The sequence below is a fragment of the Coriobacteriia bacterium genome (assembly GCA_013336165.1).
GTDB lineage: Bacteria > Actinomycetota > Coriobacteriia > Anaerosomatales > JAAXUF01 > JAAXUF01.
This window is the reverse complement of record JAAXUF010000003.1, coordinates 21,152-41,307: the sequence shown is the minus strand read 5'-3', so window position 1 is coordinate 41,307 and position 20,156 is coordinate 21,152. Positions and strand designations below refer to the sequence as shown.

General features: G+C 64.0%; 19 protein-coding genes. 12 read left to right on the top strand and 7 right to left on the bottom strand.

The features are described from left to right. Window positions 1–137 precede the first annotated feature (137 nt). The 6 genes from HGA39_03025 (at window position 138) to nhaA (ending at window position 6,251) form a co-directional block, all read left to right on the top strand. On the top strand, window positions 138–1,085 hold the full coding sequence (locus HGA39_03025) for a PstS family phosphate ABC transporter substrate-binding protein (GenBank protein NTW28322.1): 948 nt from the start codon (window positions 138–140) through the stop codon (window positions 1,083–1,085). A 26-nt stretch (window positions 1,086–1,111) separates the two neighbouring features. After that, complete coding sequence (gene pstC, locus HGA39_03020; protein ID NTW28321.1) at window positions 1,112–2,038, top strand: phosphate ABC transporter permease subunit PstC; 927 nt, start codon at window positions 1,112–1,114, stop codon at window positions 2,036–2,038. Further along, window positions 2,035–2,910 (top strand): phosphate ABC transporter permease PstA, encoded by an 876-nt coding sequence (gene pstA / locus HGA39_03015; protein NTW28320.1) that lies wholly within the window; start codon window positions 2,035–2,037, stop codon window positions 2,908–2,910. The genes pstC and pstA overlap by 4 nt, the downstream gene beginning before the upstream one ends. After that, entirely contained in the window at window positions 2,904–3,689 is a 786-nt protein-coding gene (gene pstB / locus HGA39_03010; GenBank protein ID NTW28319.1) for a phosphate ABC transporter ATP-binding protein, read from the top strand. Before pstA ends, pstB begins: the two co-directional genes overlap by 7 nt. A gap of 121 nt (window positions 3,690–3,810) precedes the next feature. Next, complete coding sequence (locus HGA39_03005) at window positions 3,811–4,734, top strand: calcium/sodium antiporter (GenBank protein NTW28318.1); 924 nt, start codon at window positions 3,811–3,813, stop codon at window positions 4,732–4,734. Between the two features lie 206 nt (window positions 4,735–4,940). Beyond that, the gene (gene nhaA / locus HGA39_03000) at window positions 4,941–6,251 is read left to right on the top strand and encodes a Na+/H+ antiporter NhaA (GenBank protein NTW28317.1); all 1,311 of its coding nucleotides are present in this window, start codon (window positions 4,941–4,943) and stop codon (window positions 6,249–6,251) included. A gap of 35 nt (window positions 6,252–6,286) precedes the next feature. On the opposite strand, the gene HGA39_02995 is transcribed toward nhaA, so the two are convergent. The 3 genes from HGA39_02995 to HGA39_02985 all read right to left on the bottom strand — a co-directional run bounded on the left by HGA39_02995 (window position 6,287) and on the right by HGA39_02985 (window position 8,821). Continuing rightward, a complete protein-coding gene (locus tag HGA39_02995) occupies window positions 6,287–7,096 on the bottom strand; it encodes a glutamine amidotransferase (GenBank protein ID NTW28316.1) in 810 nt (269 codons plus the stop codon). Next, a complete protein-coding gene (locus HGA39_02990) occupies window positions 7,086–8,477 on the bottom strand; it encodes a DUF1727 domain-containing protein (protein ID NTW28315.1) in 1,392 nt (463 codons plus the stop codon). The genes HGA39_02995 and HGA39_02990 overlap by 11 nt, the downstream gene beginning before the upstream one ends. 104 nt (window positions 8,478–8,581) lie before the next feature. Next, window positions 8,582–8,821, bottom strand: a complete 240-nt coding sequence (locus tag HGA39_02985) for a hypothetical protein (protein ID NTW28314.1) — start codon at window positions 8,819–8,821, stop codon at window positions 8,582–8,584. Between the two features lie 130 nt (window positions 8,822–8,951). Between HGA39_02985 and HGA39_02980 the strand changes: the two genes are divergently transcribed. Next, window positions 8,952–9,728 (top strand): NERD domain-containing protein, encoded by a 777-nt coding sequence (locus HGA39_02980; GenBank protein NTW28313.1) that lies wholly within the window; start codon window positions 8,952–8,954, stop codon window positions 9,726–9,728. On the opposite strand, the gene HGA39_02975 is transcribed toward HGA39_02980, so the two are convergent. Continuing rightward, window positions 9,725–11,260, bottom strand: a complete 1,536-nt coding sequence (locus tag HGA39_02975) for a threonine synthase (protein NTW28312.1) — start codon at window positions 11,258–11,260, stop codon at window positions 9,725–9,727. The genes HGA39_02980 and HGA39_02975 overlap by 4 nt on opposite strands. Window positions 11,261–11,429: 169 nt before the next feature. Here HGA39_02975 and HGA39_02970 point away from each other — a divergent pair, with 169 nt between their 5' ends. Further along, window positions 11,430–12,620, top strand: a complete 1,191-nt coding sequence (locus HGA39_02970; GenBank protein ID NTW28311.1) for a cofactor-independent phosphoglycerate mutase — start codon at window positions 11,430–11,432, stop codon at window positions 12,618–12,620. Window positions 12,621–12,629: 9 nt separating this feature from the next. Here HGA39_02970 and HGA39_02965 read toward each other — a convergent pair whose 3' ends face one another. From HGA39_02965 to HGA39_02955, 3 genes are all read right to left on the bottom strand, one after another. Then, on the bottom strand, window positions 12,630–13,226 hold the full coding sequence (locus tag HGA39_02965) for a flavodoxin family protein (protein ID NTW28310.1): 597 nt from the start codon (window positions 13,224–13,226) through the stop codon (window positions 12,630–12,632). Continuing rightward, window positions 13,223–13,825 carry a PadR family transcriptional regulator gene (locus HGA39_02960; protein ID NTW28309.1) on the bottom strand — a complete coding sequence of 201 codons (603 nt, stop codon included), beginning with the start codon at window positions 13,823–13,825 and terminating at the stop codon, window positions 13,223–13,225. The genes HGA39_02965 and HGA39_02960 overlap by 4 nt, the downstream gene beginning before the upstream one ends. 606 nt (window positions 13,826–14,431) lie before the next feature. Further along, window positions 14,432–15,418 (bottom strand): EamA family transporter, encoded by a 987-nt coding sequence (locus HGA39_02955; GenBank protein ID NTW28308.1) that lies wholly within the window; start codon window positions 15,416–15,418, stop codon window positions 14,432–14,434. Between the two features lie 104 nt (window positions 15,419–15,522). Here HGA39_02955 and HGA39_02950 point away from each other — a divergent pair, with 104 nt between their 5' ends. From HGA39_02950 to HGA39_02935, 4 genes are all read left to right on the top strand, one after another. Continuing rightward, on the top strand, window positions 15,523–15,981 hold the full coding sequence (locus HGA39_02950) for an NUDIX hydrolase (protein ID NTW28307.1): 459 nt from the start codon (window positions 15,523–15,525) through the stop codon (window positions 15,979–15,981). A gap of 80 nt (window positions 15,982–16,061) precedes the next feature. Beyond that, window positions 16,062–18,530, top strand: coding sequence for a dihydropteroate synthase (locus HGA39_02945; protein ID NTW28306.1), 2,469 nt, complete (start codon window positions 16,062–16,064; stop codon window positions 18,528–18,530). Beyond that, window positions 18,527–19,201 (top strand): 5,10-methylenetetrahydrofolate reductase, encoded by a 675-nt coding sequence (locus HGA39_02940; GenBank protein ID NTW28305.1) that lies wholly within the window; start codon window positions 18,527–18,529, stop codon window positions 19,199–19,201. Before HGA39_02945 ends, HGA39_02940 begins: the two co-directional genes overlap by 4 nt. Next, a complete protein-coding gene (locus tag HGA39_02935) occupies window positions 19,198–20,088 on the top strand; it encodes a methylenetetrahydrofolate reductase (protein ID NTW28304.1) in 891 nt (296 codons plus the stop codon). Before HGA39_02940 ends, HGA39_02935 begins: the two co-directional genes overlap by 4 nt. The last annotated feature ends 68 nt before the right edge of the window (window positions 20,089–20,156 follow it).

The following is a 20,156-nucleotide window of genomic DNA, read 5'->3' as shown; positions in this document are numbered from 1 at the left end:
GCTTACTCGCGGGAACACATGTCTCGCGAGCATCATGCCATGCGAGAGTCTCGTACGCAGTGCAATTCACATTTGTTTTACATATATGTTCCGGAGTTAACGACGATGCAACCAACTCCAGGAGGCTTCCTCTTAGCATGCTCGTAGCGGGCTCGGAAAAGAGCGTGCGAATGATGTACACACACAAGGAGGAGATGCTGGTGAAACTCAGGAAGTGGTTGATGATATCGCTTGCGGCGATGCTCGCAACCGGTGCCCTCGCGGCAGGCGGTTGTAGTTCGAAGAGCACAAGTACAGACACGAACACGTCGGGATCGACTAAGTCGACATTGTCCGGCACGATCAAGATCTCAGGCTCCGACACGATGGTGAATATGGCACAGGCCTGGGCCGAGAAGTTCAACACCGAGAACCCGGGTGTCGTGCTGACGGTCGCGGGCGGCGGCTCCGGCGTTGGTATAGCGGCGTTCTTGAACAAGACAGTCGACTTCGCCAACGCTTCGCGTAAGCTCAAAGATGCCGAGAAGTCCCAGGCGACGACGGCCGGTCTCAACGCGGTCACCACGGTTGTTGCGAAAGATGCTGTCACGATCATCGTGAACTCGGCGAACACGATGAAGGACATCACGAAGGAGCAGCTGGGCAAGATCTACCGCGGTGAGATCACCAACTGGAAGGACGTCGGCGGCAAGGACGCGACGATCGTCCTTCTCGGCAGGGACTCGTCTTCGGGCACGTACTCTTTCATCCAGGACGAGATCATCGGCAGCGGCAAGACCTACGCAAAATCGATGCGCAACCTCCAGTCCAACCAGGCGATTGTTGACGAGGTCAGCAAGAACGCCGATGCGATCGGTTACGTGGGCCTCGGCTACGACAACTCCTCAATCAAGGTTCTGACCTGCGCGGGAGTGACTGCCTCAGTAGACACGGTGCTCAACGGCACCTATCCGCTGAGTCGTGACCTGAACATGATCAGCAACGGTCAGCCGACGGGCGTCATGAAGGCATACATCGATTGGATCCTCGGCACCGAGGGCCAGAAGATCGTTGCCGAGCAAGGTTTCGTGCCCCTGAAGAAGTAGCTCTCCGGCCCTAAAAGGAAAATGACATGACTGTACCGTCTTCACAGAAGACGGCGCGCAAGGGCCGCCCGGCCTTCAACCGGGCGGCCGATGCGATCGCCAGGCGTTCAATATGGGTGTGTGGGTGGGTGGCCATTGCGGTTCTCGTGGCCATCTTTGTATTTCTCGCATGGAACGCAACGCAGGCCCTCCGGGATGTGGGTTTGTGGAAGATGCTCTCGGGCACGGACTGGTATCCAACGATTGAGCCTGCCAGGTATGGCTTCCTGCCGTCGATAGTGGGCTCGCTGTGGGTGACCGGCATCGCGCTTCTGCTCGCAGTTCCGATCGGCATTGCGGGCTCGATCTATCTGTCCGAGTTCGCCACGGGTTGGGTCAAGGAGGTCACAAAGTCGGTCGTGGAGTTCATGGTCGCCGTTCCGTCGGTCGTGTTGGGACTGCTCGGGCTGGCGTATCTGGCCCCGCTGCTGGCTACGACGTTCCATGTTAGCTCGGGGCTCATGGCGCTGACGGCCGGCCTCGTCGTGGGAATCATGTCGCTGCCCACCATCATCTCGATTTCCGAGGACGCGCTGCACAGCGTACCCAAGGACCTGCGGCAGGGGTCGCTCGCTCTGGGCAACACAAGGTGGCAGACGATCTACAAGGTTGTCGTTCCCTCGGCGTCCTCGGGTATCTTCGCGGCGGTGATGCTGGGCTTGGGCCGGGCCATCGGCGAGACAATGGTCGTGCTCATGCTTGCCGGGAACTCCGGCCTCATCATCTCTTCACCGCTTGAGGCAGCGCGCACGCTCACGGGGACGATTGCTCAGGAGATGGGTGAGGTCGTGAGTGGGGGAGAGCACTACTCAGTGCTGTTCACGATGGGTCTGGTGCTGTTCGTCATCACGTTCCTGATCAACCTTGCCGCCGACATGGTGCTCGAGCGTCAGCGTAAGAGGTGGCGTCGATGAGCACGTCTGCTATGAAGAAGTCGCGGGTCAAGCGCGCCCGTGCGTTCGAGACGACCGCCAAGATCATCACCGGCGCGTGCCTCCTCTTCGCGGTGGTGGCGACGATCGGCGTCATCGGCGCCATCGTCTACCGCGGGGCGCCTTCGATCACGGCCGAGTTTCTCTCGGCGATGCCCAAGAGCAACATGCGCGCAGGCGGTATTTGGCCGGCAATTTACGGCACGCTCGCCCTTACCTTCGGGACCGCACTATTCGCGTTGCCGCTGGGCGTCGGAGCAGGCATCTACCTCTCTGAGTACGCCAAACGCGGCCTGCGCACACGCATCGTCAGGCTGTCGATTGCGAACATGGCGGGAGTTCCGTCGATCGTGTACGGGCTGTTCGGCCTGGCGCTCTTCGTCATCGTGGCGCACTTCGGCAAGTCGCTCATTGCAGGTTCGCTGACCCTTGCATGTCTCACGCTGCCGGTCGTCATCTCCGCGACTGAAGAAGCGCTCCGTCAGGTGCCTCAGGACCTTCGGCAGGCGTCGCTTGCCTTGGGTGCCACGAAACTGCGTACGGTTGCACGTGTGGTGTTGCCCGCGGCAGCACCGGGGATCGTTACCGGGTCGATCCTCGGCCTCTCTCGAGCCGCCGGGGAAACCGCGCCGATCATTCTCACGGCCGCCGCATTCTATGCCCCGCTGCCGAACTCCCCGTTCGAGCCGGTCATGGCGCTGCCGTACCACCTCTACATCATGGCCACTCAGGCCGTGAAACCCGCCCCGCACATCGTGTGGGGAACCGCCCTCGTACTCGTGGCAGGCGTGACGATCGCGGGAGTGCTCGCGGCCGCCTGGCGTTCTCGGCAAAGGAGCAAGATCAGATGGTAGAGTCCGCGAGCGGGACATTCGAACTCGTTGACGTGTCGGTGACTTACGGTAAGGAGACCGCGGTCGCGGGCGTCAGCATGCACATCGCACCCAAGAAAGTGACGGCGCTTATTGGCCCGTCGGGATGCGGCAAGTCCACGCTGCTGCGGGTGCTGAACCGCATGAACGACGAAGTGGGCAACGTGACAACGGGCGGCAAAGTGCTGCTCGACGGGGTGAACATCAACAGCCGAGACGTTGATCCTGTGGAACTCAGGATGCGCGTGGGTATGGTGTTCCAGCGGCCCAATCCTTTCCCGATGACCATCTACGACAACGTCGCCTTCGGGCCTCGGACGCAAGGGATACGCAAGCGCGCCGAGCTCGACACACTGGTAGAGGAGTCGTTGCGGCGTGCCGCCCTTTGGAATGAGGTCAAAGGTTCGCTCAAGAAGCATGCTTTCGAACTCTCCGGTGGGCAGCAACAGCGCCTCTGCATTGCACGTGCGCTGGCGACTCAACCCGAGGTCATGCTGATGGACGAGCCGGCCTCGGCACTCGACCCGATCTCGACCCAGCAGATCGAGGACACTATCGCCGAGCTCAAGCCAACCGTGACGATCGTGATCGTGACCCACAACATGCAGCAGGCAGCGCGTATTTCCGACCACACCGCCTTCATGTTGCGTGAGTCGATGGATCGGCCCGCGGAGCTGATCGAGTATGGGGACACCAAGGCGATGTTCACGACGCCGCATGACAAACGCACGGAAGCATACATCACGGGCCGCTTCGGATAGCGGTATCCTGAAAGGCGAAAGCACGGGCGTGTCGGCCGAGTGCCGGCGCGCTCCTTTTTGCTCAAGGTGGTGCGCACATGCGTACGGAGGATCGATACAAGTGCTCCTCAATGTTCTCCTCATGGTCGGCGGGCTTCTGCTCTTGGTCATCGGGGCCGAGGGCTTGGTTCGCGGAAGCACGGCCCTAGCTCTTCGCCTCGGTGTCACATCGCTGGTGATCGGCCTGACCATCGTCGCGTTCGGTACGGGCAGCCCCGAGTTCGTTCTGAGTGTCCAAGCGGCACGAGCCGGAAACGGCGGTCTGGCTTTGGGCAACATTGTTGGTTCCAACATCAGCAATATTGCGCTTGTCCTAGGAATCGCCGCTCTCGTGAAGCCAATGCGTGTGCGCTCCGAGTTGATCCTGCGCGAAGTGCCGTTGATGATTGCTGTAACGCTGGTGTTAGGGGGCATGCTCCTTGACGGAAGCCTAAGCCGTCTCGACGGGCTCCTTCTGGTTCTGGGGGCCGTCGCCTACACGGTATTCTCCTATTCTGCGGCGAAGCGCGGCGAGGGTCGTGCGATTGAGGCGGAATTCGACGAGGCACTGGTGAGTCCCAAGCGTCGTCTGAGTGTGGATCTGATACTACTTGCGACCGGGTTAGCGGCACTGCTCCTCGGGGCAAACATGCTGCTCAAGGGTGCTGTGTTCATCGCCGAGACACTTGGGATCAGTCAAGTCGTGATAGGCCTTACAATCGTTGCGATAGGTACGAGTCTGCCTGAGCTTGCGACGTCAGTCACTTCTGCCATCCGGGGCGAAGCAGATGTCGCATTCGGCAATGTCATCGGATCGAACATCCTCAACATCTTGGCGGTTCTCGGCGTGGCCGCTCTGATACGTCCGTTCGACGTGGAGGGGCTCAGGGCGACCGACCTTGCCGTCATGGTCGCAAGCGCTGTGCTGCTGCTACCGCTCATGTGGCGTGGTTCGGTGTTGAATCGGTGGGAGGGCGCGGGCTTGCTCTGCGGATACGTCGTGTACCTGTACTCGCTTCTGTCCTAACACTTCCGCCTCCGGTGGATCAGAGTTCGACTTATAGGGGGCGCACACGCGACCGTGCTATGCCTCTTGGTCGGCTCTCGGAACGCTTAGTTGGTACACTTGCAGACACAAGGGAGCAAGCCGAGTTGAAGTACGCTTGAGAGCGACGGCACCTCGGCGGAGAAGAGAGAAAGCAAGTGAGCACCACGATCCCTAGAAAATTGTCGATGCCCAAGCGTATGCCCGAGGATTTTGGGCGGTTCTTGAGCACCGAGGTTGTTGGCGCGATCGTGCTGCTGGCGGCTACGGTAATCGCTCTGGTGTTCGCGAACTCGCCGCTCCATGTGGCTTACGAGGCGTTCTGGGAGACTTCTGTCGGCATCGCGATCGGCGATCACGGCTTCTCGATGCCGCTGGTCGATCTGGTCAACGATGCACTCATGGCACTCTTCTTCTTGGTAGTCGGGCTCGAGATCAAGCGCGAGATTCTCGTTGGCGAGCTCTCTGCTCGTCGAAAGGCAGCGCTCCCGCTGCTCGCCGCCATCGGCGGTATGGCTGTCCCTGCACTTGTGTACCTAGCGCTGAACTACGGAGGGGCAGGGGAGAGCGGCTGGGGTATCCCGATGGCGACCGACATCGCGTTCGCAGTTGGGGTCATGGCGCTTCTCGGCAGCCGCGTGCCTCAGGGACTCAAGGTATTCCTCGTGTCTTTGGCGATTGTGGATGACATCGGTGCCATCCTGATCATAGCGGTTGCGTACACGGCGGATCTCTCCGTGCTATGGCTCGCCTTTGCGGTTCTGCTGCTCGTCGCGCTCGTCCTGCTGAATCGTCTCTCGGTCGATCATCCGGCACCATACCTGATCGTCGGAGTGCTCATGTGGTTCTGCGTGCTACTGAGCGGCGTTCACTCGACCATCGCAGGCGTCATGCTTGCTTTCGCGATCCCGTCCACCGCCAAGCTCGATCCCCTGTCGTTTGCTCGACAGACCCGCGAAGACTGTTCCGAGATCGAGAGCCATCACGTTCGGGGGGAGCACGTTCTTGAGAATGATCGCCAGCAAATCGTGGCTCGCCGCATCCGCCGAGCAGCACACCATACATCCGCGCCTCTGCAGCGGCTCGAATTCGCGCTGCACCCGTGGACGACGTTTCTGGTGCTCCCGCTCTTCGCGCTCGCTAACGCGGGGGTCAGATTCGTTGACGCAAGCCTTACCGATCTCTTCGCGACCCCGATCGCACTGGGCGTCACGCTCGGCCTTCTGCTCGGCAAGCCGTTCGGAATCGTGCTGGCGACGTGGCTCGCGGAACGCTTTCACCTGGTCGAGCTTCCGTCGGGCACAGGTTGGCGCCACATCATTGGTGCCGGTATCCTCGGCGGAATCGGTTTCACGATGTCGATTTTCATTAGCGGGCTGGCCTTCAGTGACGCATCCCAAGTCAATGAAGCGAAGGCCGCGATCATGATCGCTTCCGTCGTGGCCGGCTACGCGGGCTATCTGGTGCTCAGGAGTGTATGCAAGGATCGTGCACGCTAGCTGCACGGATCGACGACTCCGCATCCCGCCCCGGGCTAGGCTTTCTTTCGCACCGGCCCGGCGACGCGCCCGGTTTCGCAGCGTGTGAGTGCGACCGCATGGGCGGCCATCTCGGCAGTGTCATCGAGTTCGCCGAGGGGCTCGTTCACGCCGTAGCGGTGCGCGAGAGCGGTTGCGATGAGGTGATCCGCGAGCTTGGGATTCTTGGGCAGCACGGGCCCGTGCAGGTACGTGCCGATGGCGTTCTTGTAGATTGCACCTTCGACTGATCCGTCGCCGAGGTTGCCCGCTCCCATGAGTACGCGCCCAAGCGGAAGAGTGTCCCCGCCGACGTGGGTGAGGCCCGAGTGGTTCTCAAAGCCGACCAAGACCACGGTTTCCGGCTCCACCGCATCGCTTGGTGTGCCCAGCTTGGCTTCGATCGCGATGTTGCCGATGTAGCGCCGCCCGCCCGCCGTCGTCCTCACATTGAAGACGCCGATGCCTTCCAGCTCCGCACCCGACGCCGTCTCGTAGGTGAGGCCGAAGAGCTGCAATCCTCCGCACACGACGAGCGCAGCAGCGCCCTCATCGACAAGCGTGCGGATGAGCGCGCCGCGTGCCTTCAGGTCGCTTGCCACGTAAGACTCCGCGCTGTCCTGGCCGCCCCCCATGACGAGCAGGTCGGCGTCGTGCAGGTCCGCGTCGTCTCCGGCTCGCACCTCAAGAACCTCGACGTCGATCCCACGCCACTCGCAGCGTCGGCACAGCGTGATGATGTTGCCGATGTCGCCATAGAGATCCATGGCCTCGGGGTAGAGGTGCGCGATTTTGATCTTCCTGCGAGCGGGGATGTCAGCCGTCATGCGCGAGCCTCTTTCCAAGCCCCGAGAACCGGTCGCCGACGGGAGTCCAGGCGCCTCGCAGCTCAAGCATGGCAGTGTAGGTGGCCAGCATGTACACGCTGTGATCGTCGGACATGCGCTGGGCAAGCATGAGGATAGCCTCAGCCGGGTTCTTCTGCATCAGGATGCGGTCACCGCGCACGCCCGCGTATTTGAGCCTGAGAACAAGGTCCTCCGCGCGGCTTCCTGAAAACACGAACGATGCGCGGGACAAATCCATCGAATCAAGATCGATGTCCCAGATCCACGACACGTCGGTGCCATCGGCGAAGTTGTCGTTCAGCGCAATGCCGATTGTCTCCGCTCCGAGCAAGAGCGCCGTCGCGATTGCCTGCTCGGCGCCGATGGGGTTCTTCGCAAGCGCGATCTCGATGAGTTTGCCGTCCACATCGAGCTTCTCGGCACGGCCGAATGCGGGCTTGAATCGGGAGATCGCGGCGGCGGCCTGCTCGGCGGGCATCCCTGCGATCGTCGCGCAGGCCAGCGCCGCCAGAGCGTTGTAGACGTTATGAACCCCCGTCAGCGGAAGATCGACGCGGGTGGCGACTCCCTCGGCGACGAAGGTGAACCGCGAAGACTCGGCGGAAAGCTCGATGTCGCGCGCCACGTACTCCGGCGTCGGCCGCACGGTCGCACAGTGCGGGCATCCCCAGTCGCCCAAGTGACCGTAGTAGACGCGGGCAAACGCGAGGCTTCCACCGCACGTGGGGCAATGCGCCGTGTTGAGTCCGCGGCCCGATACGGGGCGAGCGAGCGCCGGATCGTCGATCCCGAACGTGACCACAGGCCCGCGTGCCGAACTTGCAAGCCCGGCGACAATGGGATCGTCGGCGTTCAGCAGCACCGTTGCGCCCGGAGTTGCCGAGAGACCCTCGCGGATCTTCTCCGCGGTTCCGTCGAGGTCGCCATAGCGGTCGAGCTGGTCGCGGAAGAGGTTCGTGACGCAGATAAGGCGGGGGGAGAGGTCGGGGGCAACTCGGGGCATGGTCGCTTCGTCGACCTCGAAGACGGCCAGGTCGGCCGTGATCGCACCGGTGAGCGGGTGTGCCGCGAGTGCGAGGGCCGAGGCGATGCCTTGACGCAGGTTCGAGCCGGAGTCGTTGCGCACGATCGTGCGAGGCCACTGTGCCAGCGCGTCCCCGAGCATCTTAGCGGTCGTCGTCTTGCCGTTGGTGCCCGTGAGGACGATTACGCCATCGCGCGGATCCCCTGCCATGTCGCGGATGAACGTGGGATCCAGCCGCTCGGCAATGATGCCGGAGTAGGTCATGCCGCTGCCCCGCCGCGTGACTCTCGACAGTGCGGAGACGGTCTTGGCGGCCAGAACAGCCGTTAACCTCATCGGCTTCCAGATCCCTTCGTGACGATTGTGCTAGCGACACCACGCTGCATTATCCCAGAACGGCCGAAGAGAGCCACCCGACGTTTGCCCACTCGGCGTCTTGGCTATTCAACTGTCCCGTATCGGCGGCTCCAGCCGTGTCCCACGATCGCGGAATTCAGCTGGTCGGCAAGCCTGTGACGTACGTACGGGCCTGGCGGAAGCAACTCGAAGAGTCCGGCGAGTTCCTCGTCGAGGTCCAATGCCTGTGCTCTCATGATGACGTCCAACCGGGAGACCCGCGTGCAGTCTCGGAAGAGGTTGTCGAGGAAGCGGTGCAGTATCTCGCGATCTTCTTCGGGCATGCGCGGCTTTCACGTCTTCTGTTTGTCGATGGCATCACAGTGTAGGGCGGGCGGTCAGGGTGTCAAGGATTACCGGGTACTTGCCGATACTTCGGATGTAGAAAACGGGAGCGGAACGGGGGCGGGTTCCATGGCGCACACATTCGGTAGGCCGGCGTATATCGGGGCGCGAAGAGGGGCCGTCAAAATCGGGCTCTTGGTCACCGGTCTGTTGGCGTGGGGCGTCATCGAGGTAGTGCTCACTATGCAGGGGCAGTACCTCTCCGCGTTCTTCGGCTTCCTTGTGGGCATGGCCATCCTGATTGCGCTGGCACCGCGCGTCGGCCGACTGGCCCGGGACGCCGGTCGCCACTTCAGGGAGTTGAAGCGGGCTGACGGCGGGATGCTCGTCGATCGCGAGCTTTCGACGCTGCCTCGCACGTACGCTATCTTCACCGACATGAACTGGAACCTGGGCGGCTCCGGCGCTCCCGACAGCGTGGGTCACGTCGTGGTCGGGCCGACCGGCGTCTTTGCTGTGCGCATAGAGCGCCGTCGTCAGTCAGGTCCCGCGGTTTCAAGCGGCACATCGAACATCGATTCGGCCGAACAGGTTGCGCGATCCATGCGTGAGGCCCTCGCCCATTGGTCGGGCGGCGAGCTGAGCTCGGTGCCGGTCGAGGCAATCATCGTCTACACCGCTGGTGGCGCCATCATGGAGCACCCGAGAACTTCCGACGTGCGCACCGTGCGATCGTTTGAACTCTCTCGCGCCATCATGCAGGACCGCCGCCGAGACCTGCTGACGTCAAAACAGGTGTACTGGATCAGCCGGGCGCTCTACGGGCGCATGGAGTCGCGCGACCAGATCGCCTACGGCAGTGAACTCGAAGCACTCGGCGCGCTCTCGAAGGCAGCGTGGGTCTAGAGCCAGGTCAGGACGGCGTTTTCGACGCCGGTCCGCCCCGCATCCACCACGACTGAGAACCGCTCGGCCATGTCGTCGAGTTCGGTGAGCGACTTGGGCGCGTATGCGTCCGGCGCCAGCTCGGTCACTCGCGCCAGCAGCTCGACGCCGGTCAGCTCGCGGATGCCGTCCGGCAGGATCTCGTCGTACGGGATGCCGGCCAGGGCCTTGTACACGTCTGTGCCGAACTTCGCCCAATGCGCGGTCGACACCACGAGCACGGGGTCGCGCTCGCGCAGCCGTTCAGCGATCTCCCAAGCCACAGCGGTGTGCGGGTCGAGCAGGTACTCGCTGTCGGCAAGGACGTTGCGGATCGTCTCGAGTGACTCGTCATTGTCGGCGTAATCTGCCGAGAACAGCTCGCGGATCGCGCCGAAGGTCTCGCGGTCGACTTGGAAGCGGCCGGTCTGGGCGAGCGACGCCATCCACTCGCGGATGCGTGCGGGGTCGCGGGTGATCTCGAACAGCAACCGCTCCAGGTTGCTGGAGATCAGGATGTCCATCGAGGGGCTCGGCGTTGTAACGAACTGCCGGTCCGAGATGTCGTAGACGCCGGTGGCGATGAAGTCGGCCAGCACGTTGTTCTCGTTGGATGCCACAAGTAGCCTGCCGATCGGCACGCCCATGCGCTTGGCGTAGTACGCACCGAGGATGTTTCCGAAGTTGCCCGTCGGCACGCACACATCGATGGGCCGACCCTCGACGACTCCTCCGCCGGCTACCATGTCGGCGTACGCGCTCGCGTAGTAGACGATCTGCGGCAGCAGCCTTCCCCAGTTGATAGAGTTGGCGCTGGAGAGCTTCAGCCCGTGCTCGGCGTGCAGCATCTCGGCGAAGGAGGGATCGGCGAACGCCGCCTTGACGGCCGACTGGCAGTCGTCGAAGTTGCCGCGCACGCCGAAGACGCCGACATTCTCGCCGTGCTGCGTGACCATCTGCTTGCGCTGGATGTCGCTGACACCCTCGGCGGGGTAGAAGACGATGATGCTGGTGTGAGCGCGATCGGCGAAGCCGTCGAGCGCGGCCTTGCCGGTGTCGCCCGACGTCGCTACGAGGATCAGATAGTCGTCCGCCGAGCGGCCCTGCGCGCGCTGCACTTCGATCGCCTCGGAGAAGAAGAGCGGCATACACTGCAGCGCCATGTCCTTGAACGCCGAGGTGGGGCCGTGCCACAGCTCTAGCACCCACGTGCCTGGCACGACTTCCTCGACCGGCGCGATGCGCTCGTCGTCCCATTGGGAACCGTACGCCTGCTGCATGAGCGCAGCGATACGCTCCGGCGCGACATCGACGCCGAACCGCTCGAACACATGCGCAGCGCGCTGCCAGTACGGCATCTCGGAAAGCGAGAGTATCTCGGAAAGAGAGAACGCCGGCAGCTCGTCGGGCACGTACAGCCCGCCTCCGGGCGCGATGCCCTCGACGACGACCTGGGTGAACGTCTTGGGCTCGGTGTCGAGCCCGCGGGTGTCATGGTATGTAGTCAGCTTCATGCGAGCATGATACCCGAGTGGGCGGCCGAGCGGGCGGTGCCGCTCGCCAGATCAGTTCATGTCAGCGCTCCGCACATGCAAACGTGGGCTGCCGAGATTCCCGCGCCCCCAATCCGCGCGTTCCTGTTGTACGCTTTCCCTTGTAGCCGAGGAGCTAAGGACTCTGCGCATGAAATACGTGGTCGTGATTCTGGACGGAGCGGCGGGGTGGCCGATCGAGGAGCTCGGCGGCAGGACGACACTGCAGGCCGCCTTCACTCCTCACTTGGATGCGCTGGCGCGTCGCGGGTTGCTCGGATGTGCACGGACGGTTCCCGAGAACACCGAGCCTTCGTCATCGGCTGCGTGCACGTCGATCCTGGGCTATGACCCCGTCGCCGATTGGGTCGGGCGTGGTGCGATCGAGGCGGCAAGCATGGGGATCGCACTTGCACCGGATCAGGTGGCCCTGCGTCTCAACCTCGTGACGGTCGTCGATGGCGTGATGGCGTCCTATGCGGCCGGCAACATCAGCACCGAGGAGTCGCACGCGATCGTCGCGGATCTCGCCGCCGAGCTCGATGACGACGCATTCAAGTTGTATCCGGGCGTGGCCTACCGGCACATCCTCGTGGTGACAGGCCATCCGGAACTGCTTGAGGGCACGTACACGCCGCCTCACGACATCTCCGATCGGCGAATCGAACCGTTTCTGCCGAAGGGATCGGGCACTGAACTTCTGCTCGGCTATATGGAGAGCGCACGTCCCCTCCTCGCCAAGAGTTCGGCTAACCGGCTGCGTGCCTCCCGGGGGCACCTTGCTGCCACCGACGTGTGGCCGTTCTGGCCGGGATCTGCGCCGAGGGCGTTGACGCCGTTTGCGGAACTGCGAGGCGTGCGCGCGGCGATGACCAGCGGAGTTGACCTTCTGAACGGGCTTGCGGTGCTGTTCGGCATGGATCGGCTCACCATCGCGGGAGTGACAGGCGGCTCGGACAACGACTACGCGGCCCAGGCTGCCGGCGCGCTGGACGCTCTCGGCGACTACGACCTCGTGGTCATTCACGTTGAGTCCCCGGACGAGGAGGGCCACGCCGGCGACACTGCCGGGAAAGTGGCTGCGATTGAGGCTATCGACCGCGAGGTGATTTCGCGCGTCAGAGAAGTGGCCCGGGATCGGGACGACGTTCGCGTTCTGGCGATGCCCGATCATCCGACGCCGGTCGCGATCAAGACTCACTCGGCCGAATCTGTGCCATTCGTGCTCTGGGGACCGGGAATCGCGACGAACGGTGCTGCTTCGTTTGACGAAGTTGCCGCTGCCGGGACAGGGTACGTGCTTGATCCCGGTCGAAAGGTCATGGACCTGCTGCTGGGCTGACCGCTGTTCCTATGCTTTTCCTGCCAGCATTCGGCCGAGTGAACTCGCCCTGTCATGTTCCCAGTCGTCGAACGACTGTCGTCCCCAACTGCCCGTGAGTGCGAGAGATCCAATTGTCCTGATCTTGGTGATTGCCAGTGCTTGCCGCAGCTCGCGGATGGGGCCGGTCGTGTAGCCGAAGAAGGTCGCCAGAGGTTCAGGAGCGTTGCAGGCGGTGATGATAACCGCGCGCTTCTGGGCATGTGATGGTGCCCCGGATCGCGCAGTGCCTGGCAGCACAAGTTGTCTGTCGTCCGGGAAGAAGTGCTGCAGCCTCTCAAGCGCCGCCCTCAGATGCTCGTCGGGGTGCCGGAAGTACGAAGGCATGCCGAAGATCACGCCATCGGCTTGCGCGATCGCATCAGCCAGAGAGGGGAGATCGTCGGGGATCTTGCAGCGTCCCGTGTAGCGGCACATACCGCAACCCGTGCAGCTGTGGATCCTGAGTTCCGACAAACGAACCCGGCTGATGTCTGCGCCGCTCGAGGCAGCCGCCTGTGCGGCCGTTTCCACCGAAAAGCTCACCACGCCTCGTGTCGGGCTGGCGTCGATCGCGACAATCCTCATCCGATTCCCCTTCCGAAGAGGGCCGCGCCCCCATCAGCCTCGATTGCGGCGGGAAGCTTGCCGCGTTTGATGATCTCGATGCAGTTGTCCAGCCAGTCGATTGCGGCGCGCTCTGACGCGATGGCGCCGTCAACCGCCATCTCCCGCAGGCCTTCAGCCCGCGGGTCGGCAGCCACCTCAGCCGTCTGCGGAGCCAGCAGCTGGGATCGCAGGTGATTGAGCCGGTCCTGGTGGAATTCCCGTCTTGCCGACAAGGACGCCACCAGATGCTCGTCGGGGAGCTCGGCACTGAAGTACATCCGCAGCAGGAGCGCGTCTCTGGCGGGCGGAAGGGGGGTCGTCTCTGCAAGCCAGCCGGACAAGAACGCGCGTCCTGCCGGGGTGACGTCGTAGATGCGGCGATCGGGCTTGCCGGACTGACGCTTGCGCTTGGACGTCACGAGCCGGGCCGTCTGCAGGCGCTCCAGCGTCCGGTAGATCTGCGCTTGATCGGCCGTCCAGAGGTCCTTGAGGGAGATGTCGAAGCCCCGCGTCTTGAGGTCATAGCCGGAGCGCGGCCGATCGCTCAGAAAGCCGAGAATCGCCGCCTCTAGAGACACTGAAACCCCCTAAACAGTGATATAAGATCAAACATATAATAGATGACACATATATAGAATTCAAGAGTGAACGTAAACTTGAGTGTTGCAACAAAACTGCACGTCAGAGGCGCAAGAAGTGGCTCTGGTTGAACCTGAGCCACGAAAAGGAGGGGGAGTCTCTCGGAAAGTCGCTCCGATCAGCGACCGACTACCGTGGCAGTGCGCCAGACGCCGTCAAATCACGGCGTGAGGCGGCAGCGGGAAAGAACCCCCCAAACGCGAAACGACCCGGTTCTGCCAGACCGGGTCGTTTCGCACAAGGAGGGAGAAGAGGCGCTGGGATGGGCGCCGGAGTTGGTGTGTTAGCTCTGTCTGATACGAACCATCCGTTCGGAGTAGTCAGAGGCGAGATACGCAACACAGAAAGCGATGATCGCCATCGAAGCTGCTGCGACGATTACTGTGCTCATGGCGACCTCCCTCGTGTCTGCGGTGCGATCTGTCGGCTGTTTGCCGCAAGACCACTTTCTCGCAACGGGAAGGAGGGGGAATGAACCGATTGTGGAGATGGTGTGGACTTAAAAGCCCTGCTCAGGGCATCAAACCCCGCTTCGAAGGGATCTCTCAGACCTCGCTGGGGACCGCTTCGGCCGCTTCGGACCCGCTTGGGCGGATTCCAGACTCCTTCCGAGGCGGTAGGACCGGCGCCGAGGTGGCCAGCGCAACGCCGCCAACGATCACCACCATGCCGATTAATGTCACTGCTGTAATCGGCTCCGGCGGCACGAGTCCGAGGCGTCCGGCGAGCGCGCCGGCGAACACCGCAATGACGGGATTCACGTAGGCGTACGTCATGACCTTGCTTGCAGGGAGATGCTTGAGGGCGTACGTGAACGCCGTGAAGGCGAGCGCACTTCCGAATACGGCGAGGTAGGCAAGCGCGCCCAGGCCTTTCGGAGTGAAATGCAGAAGTGGCCACTCACCGAGGAAGCTTCCCAGAATGAGCAGCACACACCCCGCGGCCAGCATCTCGTAGGCCGTCATCACCATGTTGTTGGCTTTGACGGGGTGGCGCTTGCTGTAGATAGTGCCCGCGGCCCACAGCCAGCCTCCCAGTACTTGAAGTCCGATCCCAAGCAGCTCGTGGCTGTTGGTCGACATGTCAACGATGCGTGGCCACAGCAGGATCCCGAGCCCCGCGAATGCGACCGCCAAGCCAAGCCAGCCGAGCCGTCCAGGTCGCTGCATATCGGGAAACGCCGACTCGGCAAGCGCGATCCAGAGCGGCAGCAAGGCCACAACCAGCGCCGAGATGCCCGACGGAATCGAGACCTCGGCGAGGAAGGTGAAGTACTGGCCGCCGCAGATGAGCAGGATTCCAACGATCACCGATATCCGCAGGTCGCGCGGCGAGATCTTGAGGGAAGCGCCGCGAGAGGCTGCGATCGCGAACATGAGTAGCGCGGCGGGAAGTTGACGGATGCCGGCGAAGAGCGTGGGCGGTAGATTCGCGTCGATGCCGACTTTGATGCCGAGGTACGTTGTGCCCCAGACGACGTACAACGTGAGCATGGCGAGAATGACTTTGGTGCGGTGTGACAGGGCGGACATGCAGCCTCCGAAAGCGGTCAAACAGAATTCACCCAGTGTAGCGCTCGGGGACCGTTGTTTGTCGGGATTCTCTAGTACACTCATGCCGAGGAAACGGAGCTCGTATGACGAAGTACTGCTACGACTACGCCCGGCCCGCGCTGACCGCCGACACAGTCGCTCTCGCGGGTCCAGCCGGGGCGCGAAAGGCGCTGCTCATCCGCCGCGGCGCCGAGCCGTACCTCGGCAGGTGGGCGCTTCCGGGAGGTTTCGTGGACGAAGGGGAGCGCCTCGAGGACGCCGCCCGTCGCGAGCTTGCCGAGGAGACCGGCCTGGCTTGGAGCGGTGCGATGATTCCGGTGGCTGCGTTCGGCGATCCCGGGCGCGATCCGCGCGGCTGGAACGTGTGTGCGGCCTACGTGGCCGACGTGGGACCGGAAATGCCCGAGGTTCTCGGCGGGGACGATGCCGCAGAGGCTGCGTGGTTCCCGCTCGACGCGCTGCCCTCGCCGCTGGCCTTCGATCACGACGAGATCGTGGAAGCCGCAGTACGGCGTCTACGCAGTGTTATGGCACTACGCTAAACTGATTGGCTCACACATCAAGCCTCGCGTGAGCGCGAGGGCCGCAGTCGAGAATCTCGGCCAGGGCGAAAGGACCGATCATGCCGGACATCATGATGCGCCTTGGACGCGACCTTCTCATCATCGACGGCGCGATGGGGACGATGCTACAGCGTGCCGGGATTCCGGCGGGCGAATGCCCCGAGTTGATCAACGTGACCGCTCCGGAAGTCATCAGCGAGATCCACCGGTTCTACCGGCTTGCAGGCGCTGATTGCGCGACCACGAACACGTTCGGCGGCTCTCGGCCCAAGCTTGCTGAGTACGGCCTCGGCGACCGCGTGGCGGAGCTCAACCGCGCCGCGGTCTACCTGGCCCGCAAAGAAGGCGGGGCGCACATACTGGCCGACGTCGGCCCCACGGGACTCGTCATGGAGCCGCTCGGGTCGGCGACGTTCGAGGAGGTCTTCGCCGCCTTCGCAGAGCAGATGACCGCGCTTGCCGCCGAGAACCCCGACGCCATCATGCTCGAGACATTCACCGATATCGCCGAGGTTCGCTGTGCCGTTATGGCCGCGAAGTCCGTGTGCGATCTGCCGGTCTTCGCGAGCTGCACGTTTGGTGCGTCCGGCCGGATGGACCTCTCCGGCACCGATCCCGAGACCGCGGCGGTGGTCCTGGAAGCCGCAGGCGCTGACGCTGTCGGCATGAACTGCGGGCTGGGGCCGGAGCAGATGCTGCCGCTGGTCGCGCGCATGGTCGCATCCACTCGGCTGCCTGTGTTCGTGCAGCCCAACGCCGGCCTTCCGACGCTTGACGCAAGCGGTGCGACCGTCTTCCCCGGAACGCCCGACGAGATGGCTGCGGCTGCCGTGCAGTTCCGCGCAGCAGGCGCGGCGATGATTGGCTCCTGCTGCGGATCCACGCCGACGTTCACCGGTGCCATCGTCGCCGAGGTCGCCGATATGGACGTCGTCGAGGTGGAGGGTCGCGGGTATGCGGGCACGGTGCTCGCCGGTCCCCGGCGGGTCGTGACGCTGGGGGCGACAGCGCCGATGCGCGTGGTTGGCGAGCGCATCAACCCTACAGGCAAGCGTGCTCTGGCCGATTCGCTCCGAGCTGGCAGCATGAGCATCGTGCGCTCGTTTGCGGGCGATCAGCAGGAGGCCGGTGCGGATCTGCTTGACGTCAACGTAGGCGCTGCGGGCGTTGATGCCGTCGCGACGCTTCCGGCGGCCGTACTGGCGCTGGTCGGCACGACCGATCTGCCGCTTGTGATCGATACCACCGATTTCGCGGCTCTTGAGGCCGCGTTGCGCATCTATCCCGGCCGGGCCCTCATCAACTCCGTGAATGGGGATCCGGCGTCCATCGCGGCGGTCCTGCCGCTTGCCGCCCGCTACGGCGCGGCGATGGTCGTGCTCGCGCTCGATGACGCCGGGATCCCGGCGAGCATTGATGGGCGTGTGGCGGTAGTGGAGCGGGTTCGCAAGGCTGCACACGAGGCTGGGTTGTCCGACGACGCACTGGTGGTCGACGCGCTCGTGATGACGGCGGCAACCGATCCGGGTGCGCCGAGGGTGACGCTGGGCGCGCTTGCCGCGGCGCATGAGCGTGGGCTGGCGACCATCCTCGGAGTGTCGAACGTGAGCCACGGGTTGCCCGATAGGCCGCTGCTCAACGCCGCGTTTCTTGGCGCTGCGGCAGAGGCGGGGCTGGACGCGGCGCTGCTGAATCCTAACGATCATGTGGTGATGGAGGCGCTGCGCACGGTCAATGTGGCGCGCGCGGCGCAGGACGCAGGCGTGATCGGCCATGGCGAGGATGCGTGGGCGGCATGGGACGCGGCGTACGCGGCCGCTCTGGCTCACGCCGCCAGCGGCACCGAGGCGCTTGCGGGCGCTTCCGGCGCCGGTGAGGGCGCGGCTGATCCGGCGACGGCGCTTGAGGCCGCCGTGCTCCGCGGCGACACCGACGGCGCGCCTGCGTTGATCGACGCCGTGATCGCGGGTGGCTTGGCCGCCGAGGACGTCATCAGCGCCGTACTGGCGCCGGCGATCCAGCGCTTGGGCGACGCGTACGGGCGCGGCGAGGTCTTCCTGCCGCAGCTGATGGTGGCTGCCGAGGCGATGAAAGCCGCCGTCGCGCAAGTCAAGACGCACCTGCCTGAGGGCGGCGCGGGGATCTCGGCTGGGAGGGTGGTTTTTGCGACCGTGAAGGGCGACATCCACTCCATCGGCAAGGATATCTGCGTCTCGCTGCTCGAGAGCCAAGGCTTCGAAGTCACCGATCTGGGCGTCGACGTTGCCGGCGAGGCGGTGGTTACCGCCGCGGCGGACGCGGATGCCGTGTGTCTCTCGGCACTCATGACGACGACGCTGCCGGCGATGCGCGCGACCGTGGATGCGGTGCGGGCGCGGTACTCGGCGATGCCGGTTCTGGTCGGCGGGGCGGTCGTGACCGGCGAGTGGGCTGCCTCCATCGGCGTGGGCTACGCTGCCGACGCACCCGGGTGCGTGCGCGCTGTGCGCGAGGCTGTCGCGGCCGCAGGGGCCGGTGTCGGCGCATGATCATCACGAAGCCCAGGGACTGGAACCGCATCCGCGCGAATCTCGCTGAGGTCGGCGCGAGGAGCGTCTTCATCATGGGCTGCGGCCAGTGTGCGACCACGTCGAAGACCGGGGGCGAGCCGGAGGTTCTGGCCGCCAAGGCGACGCTGGAGGCCGACGGGTTCGCGGTCGCGGGCTGGGCAGTGGGCGAGGTCGCCTGCCACCTCGGCGGGACGCGCCTGGACATGCGCAAGCACGCAGGTCTGCTCGAGGCGGCCGACGCCGTGCTCGTGCTGTCGTGCGGCGCGGGAGTTCAGACCGTCGCCGAGAGCATCGCAAAGCCGGTCTTTCCGGGGCTTGAGAGCGTGTTTCTGGGCAACGTGATTCGGCACGGGGTGTTCGAGGAGCGCTGTCAGATGTGCGGAGACTGCGTGCTCGACAAGACCGCCGGCATCTGTCCGGTCACGACCTGCCCCAAAGGGCTGCTCAACGGCCCGTGCGGCGGCATGTGGGACGGCAAGTGCGAGGTGCTCACCGATCGCGAGTGCACACACGTGAAGATTCACCGCCGGCTTGCCGAGCAGGGCCGTACCAGATCGGGCGCGCTGGCGCCCAAGGATTACTCGGCGAAACTGAAGCCGGGTTCGGTGAACCTGAGAGAAACCAAAGGCAGCGGGGGTGGGCCGCGATGAGCCGCTTTCGCGACACGCTGGTGCGCGGCGAGTTCGTGGTGACCGGCGAGGTCGCGCCGCCGCACGGCACCGACTACTCGGCGATGCGCGAGAGTGTGCGCAAGCTTGCGCCGCTGTGCCATGCGCTCAACGTGACCGACAACCAGGGCGCCACGCTGCACCTGTCGTCGCTGGCGGCCTCGAAGGTGGTCCTGGACTCGGGCGGCGGGTGCGAACCGATCTTCCAGCAGACCTGCCGGGACCGAAACCGCCTCGCGCTGCAAAGCGACTTGCTTGCGGCCTGGACGCTGGGGCTGGAAAACGTGCTCGTGGTCACCGGCGACGACCCGCGCGGCGGGGACCACCCCAAGTGCAAAGGCGTCTTCGACCTGGACTCGACGCAGCTCATCGAAGTCACCGCGAGCCTGAACGCCGGCATCGACATGAACGGTTCCAAGCTCGACGGCGGAACCGGCTTCTACATCGGCGGGGCGCTGTTCCCTGAGGCTGAGCCGTGGGAGATCCAGATGGAGCGCGCGCTGGGCAAGATCGAGGCAGGCGCCGAGTTCTTCCAGACCCAGGCGATCACCGATATCGACAAGTTCGCACGCACGGTGGAGGCGCTGCGCCCCACAGGCGTCAAGATCATCGCCGGTGTGCTGCTGCTCAAGAGCCCGCGCGTGGTGCGCTTCATCAACGAGAACCTCGCCGGCCTCATGATCCCCGACCACATCGCCGATCGCATCGCCCGCGCCGAGAAGCCTCTTGAGGAAGCTATCGCGCTGGCGACCGAGCAGGTGCGCGAGCTTGCGCAGATCGCCGACGGGATCCACATCATGCCGCTGGGCGCAGATGACGCCGTCGGGCGCATTCTTGAGGGCGCAGGAATTCCGACTCCGAACGCGTAGAGGCGTCAATCGGCATGCTAGAATCTTCGGACGTTTTGTCCCGAAGTGCGCAGCTTTTCAGGAGGCTA

Excerpts from the sequence above, each read along its gene's own strand:
- HGA39_03025 (NTW28322.1), top strand. The coding sequence starts at position 138 with ATGCTCGTAGCGGGCTCGGAAAAGAGCGTGCGAATGATGTACACACAC.
- pstC (NTW28321.1), top strand. The coding sequence starts at position 1,112 with ATGACTGTACCGTCTTCACAGAAGACGGCGCGCAAGGGCCGCCCGGCC.
- pstA (NTW28320.1), top strand. The coding sequence starts at position 2,035 with ATGAGCACGTCTGCTATGAAGAAGTCGCGGGTCAAGCGCGCCCGTGCG.
- pstB (NTW28319.1), top strand. The coding sequence starts at position 2,904 with ATGGTAGAGTCCGCGAGCGGGACATTCGAACTCGTTGACGTGTCGGTG.
- HGA39_03005 (NTW28318.1), top strand. The coding sequence starts at position 3,811 with ATGGTCGGCGGGCTTCTGCTCTTGGTCATCGGGGCCGAGGGCTTGGTT.
- nhaA (NTW28317.1), top strand. The coding sequence starts at position 4,941 with ATGCCCAAGCGTATGCCCGAGGATTTTGGGCGGTTCTTGAGCACCGAG.
- HGA39_02995 (NTW28316.1), bottom strand. The coding sequence starts at position 7,096 with ATGACGGCTGACATCCCCGCTCGCAGGAAGATCAAAATCGCGCACCTC.
- HGA39_02990 (NTW28315.1), bottom strand. The coding sequence starts at position 8,477 with ATGAGGTTAACGGCTGTTCTGGCCGCCAAGACCGTCTCCGCACTGTCG.
- HGA39_02985 (NTW28314.1), bottom strand. The coding sequence starts at position 8,821 with ATGCCCGAAGAAGATCGCGAGATACTGCACCGCTTCCTCGACAACCTC.
- HGA39_02980 (NTW28313.1), top strand. The coding sequence starts at position 8,952 with ATGGCGCACACATTCGGTAGGCCGGCGTATATCGGGGCGCGAAGAGGG.
- HGA39_02975 (NTW28312.1), bottom strand. The coding sequence starts at position 11,260 with ATGAAGCTGACTACATACCATGACACCCGCGGGCTCGACACCGAGCCC.
- HGA39_02970 (NTW28311.1), top strand. The coding sequence starts at position 11,430 with ATGAAATACGTGGTCGTGATTCTGGACGGAGCGGCGGGGTGGCCGATC.
- HGA39_02965 (NTW28310.1), bottom strand. The coding sequence starts at position 13,226 with ATGAGGATTGTCGCGATCGACGCCAGCCCGACACGAGGCGTGGTGAGC.
- HGA39_02955 (NTW28308.1), bottom strand. The coding sequence starts at position 15,418 with ATGTCCGCCCTGTCACACCGCACCAAAGTCATTCTCGCCATGCTCACG.
- HGA39_02950 (NTW28307.1), top strand. The coding sequence starts at position 15,523 with ATGACGAAGTACTGCTACGACTACGCCCGGCCCGCGCTGACCGCCGAC.
- HGA39_02945 (NTW28306.1), top strand. The coding sequence starts at position 16,062 with ATGCCGGACATCATGATGCGCCTTGGACGCGACCTTCTCATCATCGAC.
- HGA39_02940 (NTW28305.1), top strand. The coding sequence starts at position 18,527 with ATGATCATCACGAAGCCCAGGGACTGGAACCGCATCCGCGCGAATCTC.
- HGA39_02935 (NTW28304.1), top strand. The coding sequence starts at position 19,198 with ATGAGCCGCTTTCGCGACACGCTGGTGCGCGGCGAGTTCGTGGTGACC.